Below are 17,794 nucleotides of genomic sequence, written 5' to 3' on the forward strand. Positions count from 1 at the left end.
GTGCCAGCCTTTCGCAAGCACAACGGTGTGACAGCCATTGTCAAGGAAACGAAAGGGACACGTGATGACATCGCGCACGCGCTGCAGACTACTGACTACGACCTGCCTTTGCATGGGGCTCGGCTATGGCTCTGCCAGTCTGGCACAGGAAACACCCGGCCAAGAGGGGTTTCTTGGAACGCTGACGTTGGGAGAAAGCAAGCGTGCGGTGCAAACCGATACCGCCACCCCCACGACCGTGATCGACCAAGACGAAATCCGTGACCGACAGGCGGGTTCGGTGGCCGAATTGCTCGTGACAGTGCCGTCTGTGGCCCTGCTCAATGGCGACACGGCGCAGGGGTCGGGTATCTCGATCCGTGGTTTTGGGTCTAACGACACGTTTGGCACGGATCAAAAGGTGCTGATTCAGGTCGATGGCGCAACGCGCGGGTCCGAGGAGCTTTACCGCATTGGCACACAGCTTTTCACCGATCCTTTCCTCTTCAAGGAGGTTGAGGTGATCCGTGGAACGGTGGGATCGTTCCAATATGGCTCTGGCGTGGTTGGTGGGGTGGTTCGGCTTGAAACCATCGACCCTGAGGACGTCACCGGGGGCGAAACCGGCTTTGGACTGCGTCAGACACTGGAGTTTCAGACCAATGGCAATGGTGTGACATCCTCGACCATCGGGGCGTGGCAGCCCACCGAGGACTTTGGGGTGCTCTTCAACTATGTCAGCCGCAGACTTGGCTTTCCTGAGGATGGCAATGGCGCTGTTATCAACCCCCTGAGGGCGCGGATTGACGATCCGTCCTGGTTGATCAAGGCCAAGTATCGTTTTGGCGAAGACAAGGCCCATTCCATTGAAGCCAGCTATCAGGATACCCAAAGTTCGCAATTCGACGTGCCATTCGACAGCTTTGGCAACCTCACCTTTTTCGGGAATGTCGACCGAGAGGTCGAAAGCCAGACCAGCATTCTCAAATACAACTTCAACCCGCTCAATGATCTTGTTGATCTGACGCTGCAATATTCGCACGTTGACGAGTCGATCTTGCAGAACGCGGTGTCTTGTCCTGGCAGCCCGCCCGCGCCGATCACGATTTGCTCGGAGCTTCTCAACGCTGACCATGACTATGAAACCACGACGCTTACACTCAAAAACACGTCCTTGTTTGACACCGGCGCGTTGCGCCATGATCTGACGGCGGGGATTGAGTATATCAACCGCGAGCGCGTCAATGCCTTTGCCGCACCGGGGGGCGAAGACAACCGATGGGCGATCTTTGCGGTGGACGAAATCGACATCGGCCGCGCCTGGACCTTAACGCCTGCCATTCGGTATGAAACATCAAAGGTCGAGGGGGACACAGCGCCAAACGATGGCCGCTTTTCCGAGGATGCGCTGATGGGTGGGCTGTCGCTGCGCTATGCCTTTGACAACGGCTTTGCCCTGTTCGGCAGCGCCGCCTATACCGAGGTTTTGCCGATCATCGACGATCTGGAATTCCCGATCCGGGTAGGGCGGAGCGAAAAATCACGCACCTATGAACTTGGCTTTTCATATGACCGTCGCGGTCTCTGGCGTGACAATGATAACCTCGCGCTCAAGGTCACGTATTTTGACAGTGAGCTTTGGGACGTGAATTCCTTTGTCGATACGACGCCCGCGCAGAACCTGCTGGATGAAATCCAGACCCAAGGGCTAGAGTTCGAGGCGTCCTATGCCATGGAAAGCGGCTTTTACGTCGATTTCAACGCGACTGTCGCCGATGGCGAAGAGGTGGATCTATTGGGCGGCGTGCGCGACTGGCGCAATCTTGCGGCCAACAGCCTGCGTGCGACCGTGGGCAAGGTGTTTGACGATACCTATGACCTGAGCTGGGAGGTTGTCAGCGCCGACTCCATCACCGTCAACGGGGTGCGGGATGACGGCTACACGGTCCACAACTTGCGCGGCACCATCGCGCCCAAGCGCGGCGTGTGGGAAGGAACCGAGTTCCGTCTTGGGATCGAAAACCTGTTTGACGAACAGTATATGCCCAATCTCGCCACCCGCCCGGCGGTTGGGCGAAACTTCAAACTCACGCTGGCCAAAACCTTCTGAGACGGGCTTGGGGCGGTAGAAGGGGCGGGTTTACCCGGCCTGCCGCCCCGGCTTTACATCATGCCAAGACCTTTCAGAGCTTGCGCGCAAGGGATCGCTCGATCACGCTGGGCACGAGCGAATCCAACCCTTCGACGACATGTATCTTTTGTGGTCGCCACCATCCGGCCACATACCATCGCAAGGGGCATTGAACCGCAAGGAGCCAAGGCATGAAAGACACTGACCCCGATGCAAAGCTGGTCATCCCGCAACCGCTGAACCTGATTGGCAATGCTTGGGTTCCCGCGCGCTCGGGGAGGGTGATGGAGGTGCTTTCGCCCATTGACGGGCTGCCCTTTGCCCAGATCGCCGACAGCGATGCCGCCGATATCGACGCGGCCATCGCAGCGGCGCGCGCGGCCTTTGATGGTGGCGAATGGTCAAGGCTGACTGCGGCAGAACGCGGTCGCCTGATGATCCGCCTGTCAGAGCGTATTCTTGAGAATATCGAACCTCTGGCCCAGCTCGAGCGGCGCGACAACGGCAAGCCGATTGCACAGGCGCGCACTGACATGAAAGTCACCGCGCGCTATTTTGAATTCTACGGCGGTGGCGCCGACAAGGTGCATGGCGAGATTGTGCCCTTTCTCAACGGCTATAATGTCGAGGTGCACCGAGAGCCTTATGGCGTGACCGGCCATATCATCCCGTGGAACTATCCGGCGCAGATGTTTGGCCGCTCGGTCGCCCCGGCGCTGGCTATGGGCAATGCAACGGTCCTGAAACCCGCCGAGGATGCCTGCCTCAGCGCGCTTCGGATTGCGGAACTGGCGCTCGACGTGGGCTTTCCGCCCGGTGCCATCAATATCGTGACCGGGCGCGGTGCGGTGGCCGGTCAGGCTCTGGCGGATCATCGCGGGATAGATTTCATCTCCTTCACCGGATCGCCCGAAGTGGGCGTGATCGTTCAGACCGCAGCTGCCAAGAATTTCATCGGCTGCACGCTGGAACTGGGGGGCAAGTCGCCGCAGATCGTGTTCGACGACGCCGATCTTGACGCGGCCATGCCCGTTCTTGTCAACGCTGTGATCCAGAACGCCGGACAAACCTGTTCTGCGGGCACGCGCGTGTTGTTGCAACGCGGCATCTATGACCGCGCCGTTACCGAATTGACCGCGCGTTTCAGCGCGATTGCCGCCTCAGAGTCTGGCGAGGATGCGGTGCTTGGCCCGCTTATTTCGGCCAAGCAGAAAAAGCGGGTCGAGACCTATATCGCCGAGGCCGACGCGCCCTTGATGGCCCGTGGCAGCATCGATCCCAAGGCCCCAAAAGGCGGCTATTATGTGGCTCCGGCAGTATTTGGCCCCTGTGATCCCAAGGCGCGGATCGCGCAAGAAGAGGTTTTCGGCCCTGTGCTGTGCCTCATCCCGTTCGAGGATGAAGCAGAGGCCATTTCCATCGCCAACGCCACCGAATACGGTCTTGTCGCCGCGGTCTGGACCAAAGATGGCGGACGTCAGCAACGTGTCGCCAAGGCAATGCGCTGCGGTCAGGTGTTCATCAATGGCTATGGCGCGGGCGGCGGGGTGGAATTGCCGTTTGGCGGCATACGCAAATCTGGGCATGGCCGCGAAAAGGGCTTTGCGGCGCTGCTGGAATTCTCGCGCATCAAGACGATCATCAACAATCACGGCTAGGCCGCACGCAAGCGGAAAAGACCAGACCAAAGGAACGCAAGATGAGACTGGATGGAAAACGAGCCCTCGTGACCGGCGCGGCTTCGGGCTTTGGCAAGGGCATAGCCGAGACCTATATCCGCGAAGGTGCCAAGGTAGCAGTGGTCGATATGAACGCGGACGGTGCGCGCGCCGTGGCACGCGACCTTGGTGAGAACGCCATCGCCGTGACCTGTGATGTCTCCAAAGGCGATCAGGTGCGGGCCGCCGTTGACGCCACTGTTGCGGCCTTTGGCGGTCTTGATATCGTGGTCAACAACGCAGGCTGGACCAATCCCAACAGCCCGTTGATGGACACCGACGAGGCGACATTTCGCAATATCTATGAAATAAACGTGCTGTCGATCTTTCACATGACCAAGACCTGCGTGCCGCTTTGGCGTGCTGCTGGAGGCGGGGTGATGATCAACATCGGCTCTACCGCAGGTATCCGCCCGCGTCCCGGTCTGACGTGGTATAATTCGTCCAAGGGGGCCGTGAATCTGATGACGCGCTCGTTGGCAGCGGAACTGGCCCCCGACAAGATTCGCATCTGTTGTATCGCACCGGTGATGGGGGCGACCGGATTGCTGGAACAGTTCATGGGCATGCCCGACACGCCCGAAAACCGCGCGCGATTTATCTCGACCATCCCGATGGGCCGCTTGTCCGAGGCACGCGACATCGCCAACGCGGCGCTATATCTCGCCTCGGACGAGGCGGATTTCATCACCGGCGTGGTGCTCGAGGTTGATGGTGGCCGCACCATCTGAGCGATGCGTTGGCGGTGTCGTGAAACTGTCTGTTCGGCCTGATGACCATACGCCAGTGCTTGATCTCTGACGCATTCGCGGCAAGGCTGAAACAGAGCGCTTGGGCGCAACAAGGACCTCTATGACCCCCTTCCGCTTTCTTCATACCTCGGACCTGCATCTTGGGCGCGCTTATGGCGGCTATCCCGAGGGCATTCGGCACCGCTTGCGCGAGGCGCGGCATGGCGCGATATCCCGGCTGGCCAAGGCTGCGCGCGATGGTGGGGCAGGGGTGGTGCTGCTTGCGGGCGATACGTTCGATGCCGAAACGCCCGCCCCCGACACGTTGCGGCAAGCCCTCAGTGCGATGGGCGAGGAACGCGATTTGACTTGGGTGCTGCTGCCCGGCAACCACGACAGCCTTGCGGCCTCCGAACTTTGGCGGCGGATTGCACAAGACCCACCTGGCAATCTGATGGTCCTCACGTCTGAGGTGCCGGTTGCCCTTGCCCCTGACCATTGGCTCTTGCCTGCGCCTTGTACACAACGCCGCCCGGGGCGCGATCTGACCGAGGCGATGTCGGCCCCCACACCCCAAGGAGCGCGCCGTATCGGGCTTGGGCATGGGGCGATCACGGATTTCTCGGGCGAAGAGGGGGCCCTTGGCATCATTCCGCCCGACCGGGCCGCGCGCTCGGGTCTTGACTATCTCGCCCTTGGCGATTGGCACGGGCAGATGCAGGTGACGCCAACCACCTGGTATTCCGGCACCCCCGAACCAGACGGGTTCAAGCACGATGCGCCGGGTTCTGCGCTTCTTGTGACGCTCGGGGTGACGGCTGAAGTGACGCCGGTCGAAACCGCGCAGTTCCGTTGGCGTCGCCCGGCCCTCGACCTGCTGCCGGGCGAGGATCTGACCGCTCGCTTTGCTGATATCCTGCCACAAAGCCGTGCACGCGATCATCTGGTGCGGCTCACCGTGACGGGACGCCTGCCTTTGGCTGACCGCGCCGCGCTCGAGGCCGCGCTGGCCGCTCGTGCCCCGGATTTCGGCTGGTTCGCGGCGGACCTCTCTGCTTTGGGCGTCGAGGCGCTGCCCGAAGACCTTGACCAGATCGACCGCGCCGGAGCGCTGCGTCAGGCTGCCGAAGTGTTGCTGGCCGAGGCGGGGGATGCCACACTTTCGCAATCAGACCGCGATACGGCGTCTGCGGCGCTCGCGCGTCTCTATGCGCTCAGTCAGGAGGTGCAGGCGTGAAGCTTCGGGTGATCGAGGTGACCAACGTGCGCCGTTTCGCGGGTCAGCGCGCACGCCTTGGCCAGATTGGCGACGGCATCACTGTGCTCTCTCAACCGAATGAATTCGGCAAATCGACCTTTTTTGACGCGCTGCATGCGTTGTTTTTTGAACGCCACAACAGCCGGAATGCGGCCATCAAGGCGCTGCAACCGCATGCCGGGGGCGCGCCCGAGGTGGCGGCCGAGGTGGAGCTAGCGGAGGGGCGGTTTCGCATTGCAAAGCGGTGGCTCAACCGCCCGCAGGCGCAAGTGCACGACACCAACGGCCGCCTGATCGCTCAGGCAGATGAGGCGGAGGCGTGGATTGACCGGCTGATGGGCGGCGGCCTTGCTGGTCCTTCCGGCCTGCTCTGGGTGCGGCAGGGGCTGATGGGGTTGGAACCCGAGGGCAGCAGCGCAGATGACAAGCGCGAGCGCGAGCGCGGGTTGAATGCGCGGCGCGATCTTTTGTCTTCTGTCGCGGGCGAGATTGACATGATGACCGGCGGGCGGCGGATGGATGGCGTGATTGACCGCGTGACCGAGGCGCTGTCGAGATTGGCGACCGCAACCGGACGCCCCAAAGCCGGGGGAGAATGGGCGCGCGCGGTGGAAGAGGCCGCAACGCTTGCCACCGAAGAGGCCGAGTTGCGCCCGCGCGCCGAGCGGCTCTCGGATGACCTGATCCGCCGGGCGGAGGTGCAGCGTCACCTTGCCCGATTGACCGATCCTGCGGATACGGCGGCCCGCGCACAAACCTTGGCCGAGGCTGAAGCCGCGCATCAGGCGGCCCAGGCCCATCAGGCCGAGGTTGCACAGGCCGAAACCGCCCTACGCCTTGCCACACTGGATGCCGAGCATTTGCAGCGCGATGTGCTGGCCGCCGAAAGCCGCGCCGCCCGCCTTGAGGAGGCCCGCAGCGCAGTTGCCAAGGCCGAAGAAGCGGCAAAGAAGGCCCGCGCGCGCGCCACTGAGCTGACCGCACGCGATAGTGCCGCTGCGGTGAATGCCGAGGACCAAGGCACCAAGGCGCGTGATCTGCGCAACCGTCTGCATCAGGCCACCCGCGCCCAAGCGGCGCAGGCGGCGCAGATCAAGGCAAACGATCTCCAGCGCCGGCTTGACCGCGCCACCGAGCTTTGGGCGATGCTGAACAAGACCGAAGCGGCGCGCGCGCGCATCCGCGTCACGTCCAAACTGCTCGACGCCGCCGACAAGGCCCAAAGCGCGCTTGATTTAGCGCGGGCGCGGGCCGAGGCACAGGCCGTGACGATCGAGGTTCACCCTGACGGCTCTCCAGCGCTGCATGACGGTCAACCTCTTGGCACAGGCCCGACGCCGATCTTAGTGCCGACTGAGCTTGCCTTGCCGGGGTTTGGCAGGCTGCACATTGATCCGGGTTCTGCGCGCGGCACAGACAGCGCCGCCGAGGTTGCGCGTGCAGATCAGGCGCTTGCGCGTCTTTTGGCCGAGGCGCAGGTTGACACGCTGGCCGCCGCCCGCACGCAATGGGCTGAAGCCCAACAGCTTGAGGCAGAGGTGAAACAGGGTTTGGCCCTCTGCGCGGAAGTGGCCCCCGACGGTGTTGAGGCGTTGCGCGCGGCCCTTGCGCGGGCGCAGGCCGAGGTGGCCGATGCCCCGACAGAAGCCGAGGATGTTGCAGCCCTGACCAAGGCGCTGACCGCTGCAGAAACCGACGAGGCGACCGCCCGCGCCGCCGCAAAAGCGGCGCATGAACTGGCCGTGACCGCAGGTGAAGCCCGCGCCGCAGCCGAGGCCAATCGCAGCAGTGCGGCGCGGCAGTTTGACTCTGCCCTGTCCGAGGCCGGAGACCCAGAGGCTCTTGTTGCGCTAATCGCCGATCTCAAGGCCCGACAACCCACGCTCGCGAACATCTGCGTCAGGGCGCAAGAGGCCTGCGACCGTTTGCGCGCCACAGCGCCGGACCTTGCCACCACCGAGGCGCGGCTGACTCGCGCCAAGGGGGCGGTCGAGCAGGCTGCGCGTGATCTGGCCAAAAACCGCGAAGACCTTGCCAGCCTGAACGCCACCATCACCGCGCTCGCCGAGGAGGGGATTGAGGAACGCCTCTCCACTCTCGCCGGGGCCCGCGCCGAATCCGAGGCACGCGCGGCCCGGTATGAGGCCGAGGCGCGCGCCCTGACCCGCCTTCGGCGCGCGTTGGACGAGGCGCGAACCCTCGCCCGAGACGCCTATTTTGGCCCGGTTCTGCGTGAGTTGCAGCCGCTGCTCGCCATCCTTTATCCGGGGGCACTGCTAACGATTGACGACACCAGCCTTTTGCCCGCGACCCTGACCCGCAAAGGTCAGGCCGAGTCGCTCGAAATCCTCTCGGGCGGCACCCGCGAACAGGTGGCGATCCTGACACGACTGGCCTTTGCCCGGCTCTTTGCGGCCTCAGGGCGCCCCGTCCCTGTGATCTTGGACGATGCTCTTGTCCATTCGGATGATGACCGCATCGAGGCCATGTTTGACGCGCTCCATCGTTCGGCCCGTGACCAGCAAATTCTCGTGCTCACCTGTCGACAACGCGCCTTCGCAGCCTTGGGCGGCACGCGCGCAGAGGTGACGGTTGACCCAACCTGAGCGCCGCATCGGGCCCGTGCGCTGCGATGTCAGGGTAGAGACCAGAAGCGTCACTGGAGACACCAATACGCAAGACCCGTCCCGTGCTTTCCACTCCACCTGGAAATGGTTCATCCCCCAATGTGGCGGACGGGTGCCCCGGAGCATAGGACGTCTCTCGTCGCCCACAGAGCCGCGCGGTCGTAGAACGGGATCACCCAGGTGTTTGATCCCGGACATCTAGCCCTTCAACACGCGGGCAGCCGTCGCGGAGTAGGGCGGTGGTTTGTCTCGTGCGGGGGCGAACGATCTCGCCGCCAAATCGCAACGCGCCCCGGATCGTGACCCGTACTGGCACTGGTTGGCGGATTGCGTCGTGGCGCGTAAGCTGCCCAGAGACAAGCCCCGGTTGGTAAGCGCGGGCCGGGGTTCTAGAACGGTGGAGGCCAGTCGTGTCGAGGATCTTCGGTGTATTCAGGAGCGTGGTTTTCCTAGTTTGGCTCAGTGCGGCGCTCGCGTCCACGGCGATTGCGGCGAGCATCTGGGCGCTGCAGATGACGTCTGCGGTTGCGGCGATGAGCGCCAAGGCCGTGGCAACGGGGATTGCACATCGTCAGCAATTGGCGAAGGCCGTCGCGAAGACCAAGGCGAAGGCCCGGCTCAGGAGGGCAATCGTTGCCGTTCCTATCGCAGGCATCGGCGCAATCGCCTATTTCGAAGAGCAAGACTTTCGGGAATGGCTGGAGGAAAACCCGGAGGGCACGCGCCAAGCCTACGCCTGCGAAGTGGCGGCGTTGACGGCGGAGGTGATCGACGAGGTCCTGCAGGACCTGCCAGAGATCGCGCGCCCGGCGCCAGAGACGGTGCTGGATTACATGCCGGAGTGTGAGTAGTCGGGTAAATCAGGCATCAGAGATATGTCTGCTCACCTCTCGCTGAAAGTGCCACGCCCCGGCGCGACTCGTGCGAGGCGTATTCCGCTGTACCTTTCAGGCCATCCCCTCGCGGGCGGTCGTTGGCTTTAACCCCGAGCCTCTCGAGATCGGCTCACAGGCGGGCAACAAGCGCGACGACTGGGGCTATTGGGCCTACGGGCTCGATCCCGACTACCTCTGACATTCCGCGTGGGAGAGGCCCTCGCCGAGCAATCCGGGGCGTCACCCAAGCCACCCGCCAGCGGGGGCACAAATCGGGGCACTTTCGCGCTGAGAACAGCCCGCGCGCATCATCGGATCAAGGATCGGGAGAACTTGGCTGGGGTGGTAGGATTCGAACCTACGGTACACGGTACCAAAAACCGACGCCTTACCACTTGGCTACACCCCAACGTGACGCGCTAATTACTCTGGAGCATGGTGCGGTTCAAGGGTGCTTGGCAAAAAAAACGTGGTGCGATCCAAATACATGGTTAAGTATATAATATAATTCAGTAAATTAAAGGACGCAGCGAGCGGTTACTCGAATGTTTCGCCGTCCATAACGCCCCAGAGCGCCGATTTCGGGGCCCAGCCATCATAGCCACCGGCGGAAACCGCGCACCAGTCAAGCTGGCATTCCTCGAGTCGCGCGATCACGCCTTGCTCCAGCCGGGCCACGACCATGGCCTTCGCATCAGGCTTGGCCAGCAAGTCCAACATTTCAACTTCGACGCTGGCAGTGCGTACGCCGGACAGAAGAGTGTAATGGACCCATCCGCCCGCGCCGTCGCGATCCCGCACCCGGCGCCAATGGCCATGCTCTGCGGTGATCTCGAGCGGCATGTCGCGCCGTTTGAAAATCCAGTCGATACGATGCGTCAGGCTCGGGCCTCGGCGCACATTGCCTTCTGAGGCCTTCATCGACACAAAGCGCGGCAGTGGCAGGTTCGTGACCGGCCCGCGCTCTTGGCCCATGGCCGCAACGGGGCCCAGTCCCATCATTATGACAAGGGCGGCAAGCCCGGATTTCATCACCGTCATTCGAATTCTGCCCGTAATCTGCAAGGGGGTTCTTGTGCCCCGCTCTTTCCTGCGCCACTCTGGCAGCAACGCGCCTGAAAGGAAAGTTTCAAGGAGGGCTTCATGCCATCTGCACGCCTGAGTGTTGTTGTTACGCGACGCCTGCCCGAGCCGGTCGAGACGCGGATGCGCGAACTTTTCGATGTTCGCCTGCGCGAGACGGACGTGCCCATGACGCGAGAGGAACTGGCTCGCGCCGCCAAAGAGGCAGATGTGCTGGTTCCGACCTTGTCGGACCGGATCGACGCCAGCCTGATCGCGCAGGCTGGGGATCGGCTCAAACTGATCGCCAATTACGGGGCCGGGGTGGACCATATCGACGTGGGCACCGCGCGCCAGCATGGCATTCTTGTGTCGAACACGCCGGGCGTATCGGCTGATGACACCGCCGATATGACCATGGCCCTGATCCTGAGCGTGACGCGCCGCCTGCCCGAAGGGTTGGCGGTGATGCAATCGGGGCAATGGGGCGGTTGGTCGCCCACGGCCCTGTTGGGGGGGCGGATCGCCGGGCGCAGGCTGGGTATCCTTGGCATGGGTCGGATCGGTCAGGCGGTGGCGCGGCGTGCGGCGGCCTTTGGCATGCAGGTGCATTACCACAACCGCCGCCGCCTGCGCCCCGAAATCGAAGAGAGCCTTCAGGCGACCTATTGGGAAAGCCTGGATCAGATGGTGGCGCGTATGGATGTGCTCAGCATCAATTGCCCGCACACGCCCTCGACTTTCCATCTTATGAACGCGCGGCGGCTCAAGCTGATGAAGCCGGAGGCGGTGATCGTCAACACGTCACGCGGCGAGGTGATTGACGAAAATGCCCTCACCCGCATGTTGCGCGCCGGAGAGATCGCAGGCGCCGGTCTTGATGTTTATGAACATGGCGCGGACATCAACCCGCGCCTGCGCGAGTTGAAAAACGTTGTGCTCTTGCCGCATATGGGGTCGGCCACCGTGGAAGGGCGGATCGAAATGGGCGAAAAGGTGATCATCAATATCAAGACTTTTGACGATGGCCACCGCCCGCCCGATCAGGTCGTCCCCTCGATGCTGTGACGGCTCGCCTTTGGGGCCAGTCTGGCCTATGACGGCGCGATGACACAGCCTGAGCCTTTTGAAATCTTTCTCGCCGCCGCTCCGGGGCATGAAACTGCCCTAGCGGAAGAGGCGGTGCAACATGGCTTTGGCCCTGTCACGATCCTGCCCGGCGGTGTCAGCTTTCGGGGGCTTTGGCCTGATGTCTGGCGCGCCAATCTTGTGCTGCGCGGGGCAGGGCGGGTGCTGGCGCGGATTGGGGCGTTCCGCGCGATGCATCTTGCACAGTTGGACAAGCGGGCGCGTAAATTCGATTGGGCGGCGCATCTGCGCCCGGATGTGCCTCTGCGCGTCGAAGTCACCTGTCGCAAGTCCAAGATCTATCATGCGGGGGCCGCGACAGAGCGGATCGTCAAGGCCTTGACCGAAACCTTGGGCGTGGCCGTCACCGAGGATGCGCCGCTGCGCCTGATGGCACGGATTGAGGATGATCTGGTCACTTTCAGCCTGGATACCTCGGGCGAGCCGTTGCACCGGCGCGGGTATAAAGAGGCGGTGGGCAAGGCCCCCTTGCGCGAAACCTTGGCAGCGCTCTTTCTGCGGCAATGTGGCTATGACGGGCGCGAGCCGGTGCTTGATCCGATGTGTGGCTCTGGCACTTTTCCCATTGAGGCGGCAGAGATCGCGGCGGGGCTGATGCCGGGCCGGGCGCGTCACTTCGCTTTTGAGGATATGGCGGCCTTTGACCCTGCGGTCTGGACCGCGCTCAAATCGGCGCGTGCGCCGCACGCCACAGCGTTGCGATTCATGGGATTTGACCGTGACGCAGGTGCCGTGCGGATGGCAACTGAGAATGCGGAGCGGGCGGGCGTGGCGGGCAATACGCAGTTTGCTTGCCAACCGCTTTCGGCCTTGACCCGCCCCGAGGGGCCGCCGGGATTGGTGATGGTCAACCCGCCCTATGGCGCGCGCATCGGCAATCGCAAGTTGCTCTTCGGTCTCTATGCCAGCTTGGGTGAGGTGCTGCGTCGCGAGATGCACGGCTGGCGGGTGGGGATTGTCACCAGCGATGGGGGCTTGGCCAAAACCACCGGTCTGCCCTTCTTGCCACCGGGGCCGCCGGTGGCGCATGGTGGGCTCAAGGTGACGCTCTGGCGCACTGATCCGCTTTAGGGGGGGCTCATGCGCGGTCTGGTTCTGATCTTGTCGATCTTCGCAGGGGGTGCCGCTTTGGCGCAACAGGCCGCCGACACTGTCGCACCAGAGGGGGCAGGGGCCGGGGTATTGCAGGTGCCCGCGCGCCTTCTGTCGGCGCAGGCGGCCAAAGACGCAGGCCAGCCGGTTGAGGCACAAAACTGGATGATCGCCGCCGCCCATCCGCTTGCCGTTGACGCCGGCGCAAAGGTGCTGCGCGAGGGCGGCACAGCGGCGGATGCGATTATCGCCACGCAACTTGTGCTGGGGCTGGTGGAGCCGCAAAGCTCGGGGCTAGGCGGCGGAGCCTTTCTTGTCTGGCACGATGGCGCGAGCGGTGCGATCACCACGCTCGACGGGCGCGAGACAGCGCCTTTGGCGGCAACCCCCACACTCTTTCAAGATGCCAACGGGCAACCCCTTGCCTTCTTTGACGCGGTGGTGGGCGGGCGCTCGGTTGGCACGCCCGGCACCCCGGCGCTTTTGGCAGAGGCGCATGCCCGCTGGGGCCGCACGGCGTGGGCGGGGCTGTTTTCCGAGGCCATCGCCTTGGCCGAGACCGGCTTTCCCGTTAGCCCGCGCCTTGCCGGGCTTATTGCCGAGGATGCCGACCGCCTCAAGATATTCAAGGACACGCGCGAGTATTTCCTGCCCGGTGGCGCGCCGCTCGCGCCGGGGCACATCCTGCGCAATCCGGATTACGCCGATACCCTGCGTCTGCTTGCCGATAAGGGCGTATCGGCCTTTTACGCGGGTGAGATGGCGCTCGACATCGCGGAACGGGTGCAGCGGTCGGGTGGCAATCCGGGCGTTCTCAGCCCCTTGGACCTCGCCATCTACCGGGTCAAGGAACGGCCCGCGCTTTGCACGCCCTATCGCGGCTATGAGGTCTGTGGCATGGGCCCGCCGTCTTCGGGGGCAAGCACGGTGGGGCAGATACTTGGCCTGCTGGAACCTTTCGATCTTTCATCTCTTGGGCCTCAAAGCCCCGAGGCTTGGCGCCTGATCGGGGATGCCAGCCGATTGGCCTTTGCCGACCGGGGGCGTTACCTTGCGGATAGTGATTTCGTGGCCGTGCCGCTCAAGGGCCTGTTGGCCCCTGAGTACCTCAAACAGCGCTCTGATCTATTGCGCGGCGATGATGCCTTGCCGGAGGTGACGCCGGGCCGCCCCGACTTTGATCACGCCTATCTCTGGGCGGATGATCAATCGCTGGAACTGCCCTCGACCTCGCATATCTCGATTGTCGATGGCTATGGCAATGCCCTGTCGATGACGACGACGATTGAAAACGGGTTCGGGTCGCGGCTGATGGTGGGGGGCTTTCTGCTCAACAATGAGCTGACCGATTTCTCTTTTGCCACTCATGACGCAGGCCGGCCTATCGCCAATGCCTTGGCCCCCGGCAAGCGCCCGCGTTCCTCAATGGCGCCCACAATCCTGCGCCGCGACGGCGTGCCGGTCCTTGTGCTGGGCAGCCCGGGGGGAAGCAGCATAATTGGCTATGTTGCTAAAACCATCATCGCTTGGGTCGATTGGGGCCTTGATGTGCAAGAGGCGGTCAGCCTGCCGCATCTGGTCAACCGTTTTGGCCCCTATGACATTGAACCGGGCGCGCGCGCCTTGGTCCCACCTCTTACCGAGATGGGGTTCGAGATACGTGAGACGGCGCTTACCTCGGGCCTGCATGTCATCGCCATTGGCGCAGAGCTTGCAGGCGGTGCCGATCCCCGTCGTGAGGGTCTCGCCTTTGGGGAGTGACGGATTTTGAGTATTTGAGCCAAAAAGAAACAGCTTTGTTTTCATCTGGCCTTAAATACCGCGGGGGTTCGGGGGGCAGCGCCCCCCGCCTGTTCAGCCTTCGGCCAGATCGCGCAATATGGGGCAATCGGGCCGCGCATCCCCGGCGCATTCCCGCACCAAGTGGCGCAGCGTCGCCTGCATCGATTGCAACTGTGCGATTTTTTCGTCGATCTGCGCCAGATGCTCTTGCGCCAGTTGCTTGACATCGCTGCTGGCGCGATCCTGATCCTCATAGAGCGCCATCAGCTTGCGGCAATCCTCAATGGAGAACCCAAGCGCGCGGGCACGGCCCAGAAAGGCCAGCTTGTGACTGTCGCTTTGGCGAAACACGCGGTAGCCATTGGTATCGCGCAAAGGCCGGATGAGGCCGATTTCCTCATAATACCGGATCGTCTTAGGGGGCAGGCCGGTTTCGCGGGCCACATCCGAAATATTCATGCCGCAGCCCCCATCACCGGGCGCAGACGCTTAAGGCGCAGCGCGTTGGACAGCACAAAAACCGACGAGAGCGCCATCGCCCCCGCCGCCAGCATGGGCGACAAGAGGACACCGCTCACCGGATAGAGAACCCCCGCCGCCACGGGGATGAGTGCCGCGTTATAGGCAAAGGCCCAAAAGAGGTTTTGCCGGATGTTGCGCAGCGTGCGATGCGAGAGTGCCTGCGCCTCGACCACGCCGGTCAGGTCGCCTGACATCAGCACCACATCTGCCGCCTCGATCGCCACATCCGTGCCGGTGCCCACTGCGATTCCCACGTCGGCCTGCGCCAAAGCGGGCGCGTCATTGATCCCGTCCCCGACAAAGGCGAGCGTGCCAAAGCGCGCTTGCAAGGCGCGCACCGCTGCCACCTTGCCTTCGGGCAGGACTTCGGCCTCGACATGGTCGATGCAGAGGTCGCGGGCGATGGCATGGGCGGTGGCGGCACTGTCGCCTGTGATCATCGCGGTTCTGATCCCCTTGGCATGCAGGGCGGCGATCACCGCAGCACTGGTCGGTTTGACCTGATCGGCAATGCCCAGCACCGCCACAAGATGTCCGTCAACCGCGATGTGAATAGCGGTCTGCCCTGCGTCGGCCAAAGAGGCGGCCTCATTGGCCAAGGCATCGATCGCGATGCCCTCGCGCGTCATCAGCCGCGCCGCGCCGATCAGCACGCGGGCGCCTTCGACCTCGGCGCTTAGCCCGTGGCCAGCGATGGCGCGCACAGCATCAGCCGCCGGCACCTCCAGCCCGCGCCGCGCTGATTCGGCCTCGACCGCGCGGGCGATGGGATGTTCAGAGCGCGCCTGAGCCGCCGCTGCCAGCCGCAGCACGGTGTCCGCCTCTTGCCCCGCAACCACGGCAACCCGCGTCACCTCGGGCTTGCCACGTGTCAGCGTGCCGGTCTTGTCAAAGGCGATGGCGCGCACCTCATCCAGCCGCTGCAACGCTTCGCCCTTGCGAAAGAGCACGCCCAGGTCTGCCGCGCGCCCGGTTCCCACCATGATCGAGGTCGGCGTGGCCAGCCCCATCGCGCAGGGGCAGGCGATGATCAGCACCGAAACCCCCGCCACCAGCGCATGGGTTAGAACCGGGGCGGGGCCCAGCAGCAGCCAGACCGCCACCGTCAAAAGCGCAATCGCAATCACCACCGGCACAAAAATTCGCACCACCCGGTCGGCCAGCGCCTGCACCGGCAGCTTGGCCCCCTGCGCCGTCTCGACCATCGCCACGATGCGCGCGAGCACGGTATCCTGCCCCACCGCCGTCGCACGAAAGCTGAGTGCGCCCGCACCATTGACCGTGCCGCCGACGATACTGTCACCGGGCCCTTTGGCTACGGGCAGCGCCTCGCCGGTGATCATGGATTCGTCGATGTAAGACTGGCCTTCGATCACCTCGCCATCAAGTGCCACCCGCTCGCCGGGACGCAGATGGATCAGATCGCCAAGCGCCACCTCCTCGATGGGCAGATCGTTGACCTTGCCGTTGCGCGCGACACGGGCTGTCTTGGGCTGCAATCCGATCAGCCGCTGGATCGCTGCCCCCGTGCGCCCCTTGGCCCGCGCCTCCAGCCAGCGGCCTGTCAGGATCAACGTGACAATCACCGCCGCCGCTTCGAAATAGACAGCGCGCGTGCCCACGGGCAACACGGCAGGGGCAAAGAGCGCCACGGTGGAATAGGCCCAAGCCGCAGTTGCGCCCAGGGCGACGAGGCTGTTCATATCCGGCGCGCCTTTGAGCAGCGCAGGAACCCCCAGACGGTAGAATTGCCGCCCGGGCCAGATCAGCACCAGCGTGGTCAGTCCGAACTGAATCGACCATGACAGAGCCATGCCAAGCGTCGCCATGATCAAATCATGCAGCGCGGGGATCATGTGCCCCCCCATTTCAAGCACGAAGACCGGCAAGGTCAGCAGACCCGCGATCCACATCTGGCGTCGGGCTTGCGTGATCTCTGCCGCACGCCGCAGAGCGGGGTCCTCGCCATCCTGACTGCGCAGGCGCGCAGGATATCCCGCCTCGGTCAAGGCGCGCGCAAGGGTGCGCGCATCGGTGCTGCCCGGCAAATAGCGCACATGAGCAGTTTCCGCAGCAAGATTGACCTGCGCCTCAAGGACGGCGGGCAGCGCGTGCAAGGCGCGCTCGGCACGGTCCACACATGAGGCGCATGTCATGCCACTGACGGTAAGGATCACACTGTCTTCACGGGCCGGATAGTTAGCGGCACGTAAGGCGGCTGTAATCTCGGTGGCCTGCGCCCCATTGAGGGCCATCTGCGCCGTGCCATTGGCAAAATTGACCGAGATCTCCTTGAGCCCCTCTACTCCGCCAAGTGCCCGCTCGGCGCGACCCGCGCAGCCTGCACAGCTCAGCCCTTGGACTTCGATTCTCAGGTTTGTGGGCTTGGCCATCTCGATTCCTTTGGTCATTTGGCCCTGAAATAGGGGTTCCAGTGACTGTAAGGTCAAGGGGCCATGCCGGAAATGTAGTAAAACAAGGCGATTTGCGGGAAAATTAAGCGGCGTGAAGAAAATTTCATTTTTCTGTAAAAAAGCACTTGCGACTCTCCGGGCTCATCCGTAAATACCCCTTCACCGGCGCTGCTGAGGCGGTTGCTGGGACGCGGAACGGACTGGGGCGGATGTCTTGGGAAGGGAAGCGGCTAGAAATTCTGAGGTAGGATTGGCGGGTTGCGCTAGGTAGTTTGGCGCTCTCGGTTGATTTTGTCTCGACGCTCTTTGAAAATTTAGTAACTGAAGAGATATGTGGGCGGTTTGGTTCATTTCGATGGATCAACGTCTGTATATCAACGCTACTAGGGTTTTGGCCCGATGATGTAGTGTCAGCTTCACTGTCTTGTATGGACTTCGGTTTCTTTGGAAACTG

The 17,794-nt window shown here is 63.1% G+C and carries 13 protein-coding genes and 1 tRNA gene; 10 read left to right on the plus strand and 4 right to left on the minus strand.

Features of this window, described 5'->3' with window-relative positions; all coding sequences use genetic code 11:
* Positions 1 to 112: 112 nt before the first annotated feature.
* The 7 genes from ACLGGT_RS09050 (at position 113) to ACLGGT_RS09080 (ending at position 9,518) form a co-directional block, all read left to right on the plus strand.
* On the plus strand, positions 113 to 2,089 hold the full coding sequence (locus tag ACLGGT_RS09050; RefSeq protein ID WP_437197408.1) for a TonB-dependent receptor domain-containing protein: 1,977 nt from the start codon (positions 113 to 115) through the stop codon (positions 2,087 to 2,089).
* A 212-nt stretch (positions 2,090 to 2,301) separates the two neighbouring features.
* Complete coding sequence (locus ACLGGT_RS09055; protein WP_151978109.1) at positions 2,302 to 3,768, plus strand: aldehyde dehydrogenase family protein; 1,467 nt, start codon at positions 2,302 to 2,304, stop codon at positions 3,766 to 3,768.
* Between the two features lie 41 nt (positions 3,769 to 3,809).
* On the plus strand, positions 3,810 to 4,559 hold the full coding sequence (locus tag ACLGGT_RS09060) for an SDR family oxidoreductase (protein WP_437195774.1): 750 nt from the start codon (positions 3,810 to 3,812) through the stop codon (positions 4,557 to 4,559).
* A 121-nt stretch (positions 4,560 to 4,680) separates the two neighbouring features.
* Positions 4,681 to 5,796, plus strand: coding sequence for a metallophosphoesterase family protein (locus ACLGGT_RS09065; RefSeq protein WP_437195776.1), 1,116 nt, complete (start codon positions 4,681 to 4,683; stop codon positions 5,794 to 5,796).
* Positions 5,793 to 8,423 carry an AAA family ATPase gene (locus ACLGGT_RS09070; protein WP_437195778.1) on the plus strand — a complete coding sequence of 877 codons (2,631 nt, stop codon included), beginning with the start codon at positions 5,793 to 5,795 and terminating at the stop codon, positions 8,421 to 8,423. The genes ACLGGT_RS09065 and ACLGGT_RS09070 overlap by 4 nt, the downstream gene beginning before the upstream one ends.
* A gap of 431 nt (positions 8,424 to 8,854) precedes the next feature.
* Positions 8,855 to 9,295 (plus strand): hypothetical protein, encoded by a 441-nt coding sequence (locus ACLGGT_RS09075; protein ID WP_151978115.1) that lies wholly within the window; start codon positions 8,855 to 8,857, stop codon positions 9,293 to 9,295.
* A 70-nt stretch (positions 9,296 to 9,365) separates the two neighbouring features.
* Positions 9,366 to 9,518 (plus strand): hypothetical protein, encoded by a 153-nt coding sequence (locus ACLGGT_RS09080; protein WP_199861233.1) that lies wholly within the window; start codon positions 9,366 to 9,368, stop codon positions 9,516 to 9,518.
* Positions 9,519 to 9,653: 135 nt separating this feature from the next.
* On the opposite strand, the gene ACLGGT_RS09085 is transcribed toward ACLGGT_RS09080, so the two are convergent.
* A tRNA-Gln gene (locus ACLGGT_RS09085) sits at positions 9,654 to 9,728 on the minus strand.
* A gap of 128 nt (positions 9,729 to 9,856) precedes the next feature.
* Complete coding sequence (locus ACLGGT_RS09090) at positions 9,857 to 10,360, minus strand: SH3 domain-containing protein (protein WP_219436556.1); 504 nt, start codon at positions 10,358 to 10,360, stop codon at positions 9,857 to 9,859.
* Positions 10,361 to 10,462: 102 nt separating this feature from the next.
* Here ACLGGT_RS09090 and ACLGGT_RS09095 point away from each other — a divergent pair, with 102 nt between their 5' ends.
* The 3 genes from ACLGGT_RS09095 to ggt are packed head-to-tail and all read left to right on the plus strand — an operon-like array spanning position 10,463 to position 14,383.
* Positions 10,463 to 11,449 (plus strand): 2-hydroxyacid dehydrogenase, encoded by a 987-nt coding sequence (locus tag ACLGGT_RS09095; RefSeq protein ID WP_081507014.1) that lies wholly within the window; start codon positions 10,463 to 10,465, stop codon positions 11,447 to 11,449.
* Positions 11,450 to 11,488: 39 nt separating this feature from the next.
* Entirely contained in the window at positions 11,489 to 12,601 is a 1,113-nt protein-coding gene (locus ACLGGT_RS09100) for a THUMP domain-containing class I SAM-dependent RNA methyltransferase (protein WP_437195781.1), read from the plus strand.
* A gap of 9 nt (positions 12,602 to 12,610) precedes the next feature.
* Positions 12,611 to 14,383: a gamma-glutamyltransferase gene (gene ggt, locus ACLGGT_RS09105; protein ID WP_437195783.1), complete on the plus strand. Its 1,773-nt coding sequence runs from the start codon at positions 12,611 to 12,613 to the stop codon at positions 14,381 to 14,383.
* A 93-nt stretch (positions 14,384 to 14,476) separates the two neighbouring features.
* On the opposite strand, the gene cueR is transcribed toward ggt, so the two are convergent.
* Both cueR and ACLGGT_RS09115 read right to left on the minus strand, forming a co-directional pair.
* Positions 14,477 to 14,863 carry a Cu(I)-responsive transcriptional regulator gene (gene cueR / locus ACLGGT_RS09110; protein WP_081507011.1) on the minus strand — a complete coding sequence of 129 codons (387 nt, stop codon included), beginning with the start codon at positions 14,861 to 14,863 and terminating at the stop codon, positions 14,477 to 14,479.
* On the minus strand, positions 14,860 to 17,319 hold the full coding sequence (locus ACLGGT_RS09115; protein WP_437195786.1) for a heavy metal translocating P-type ATPase: 2,460 nt from the start codon (positions 17,317 to 17,319) through the stop codon (positions 14,860 to 14,862). The genes cueR and ACLGGT_RS09115 overlap by 4 nt, the downstream gene beginning before the upstream one ends.
* Positions 17,320 to 17,794: the final 475 nt, after the last annotated feature.

The organism is Roseovarius sp. MS2 (genome assembly GCF_051447875.1).
In the GTDB taxonomy this organism is placed as follows: Bacteria; Pseudomonadota; Alphaproteobacteria; order Rhodobacterales; family Rhodobacteraceae; genus Roseovarius; species Roseovarius mucosus_A.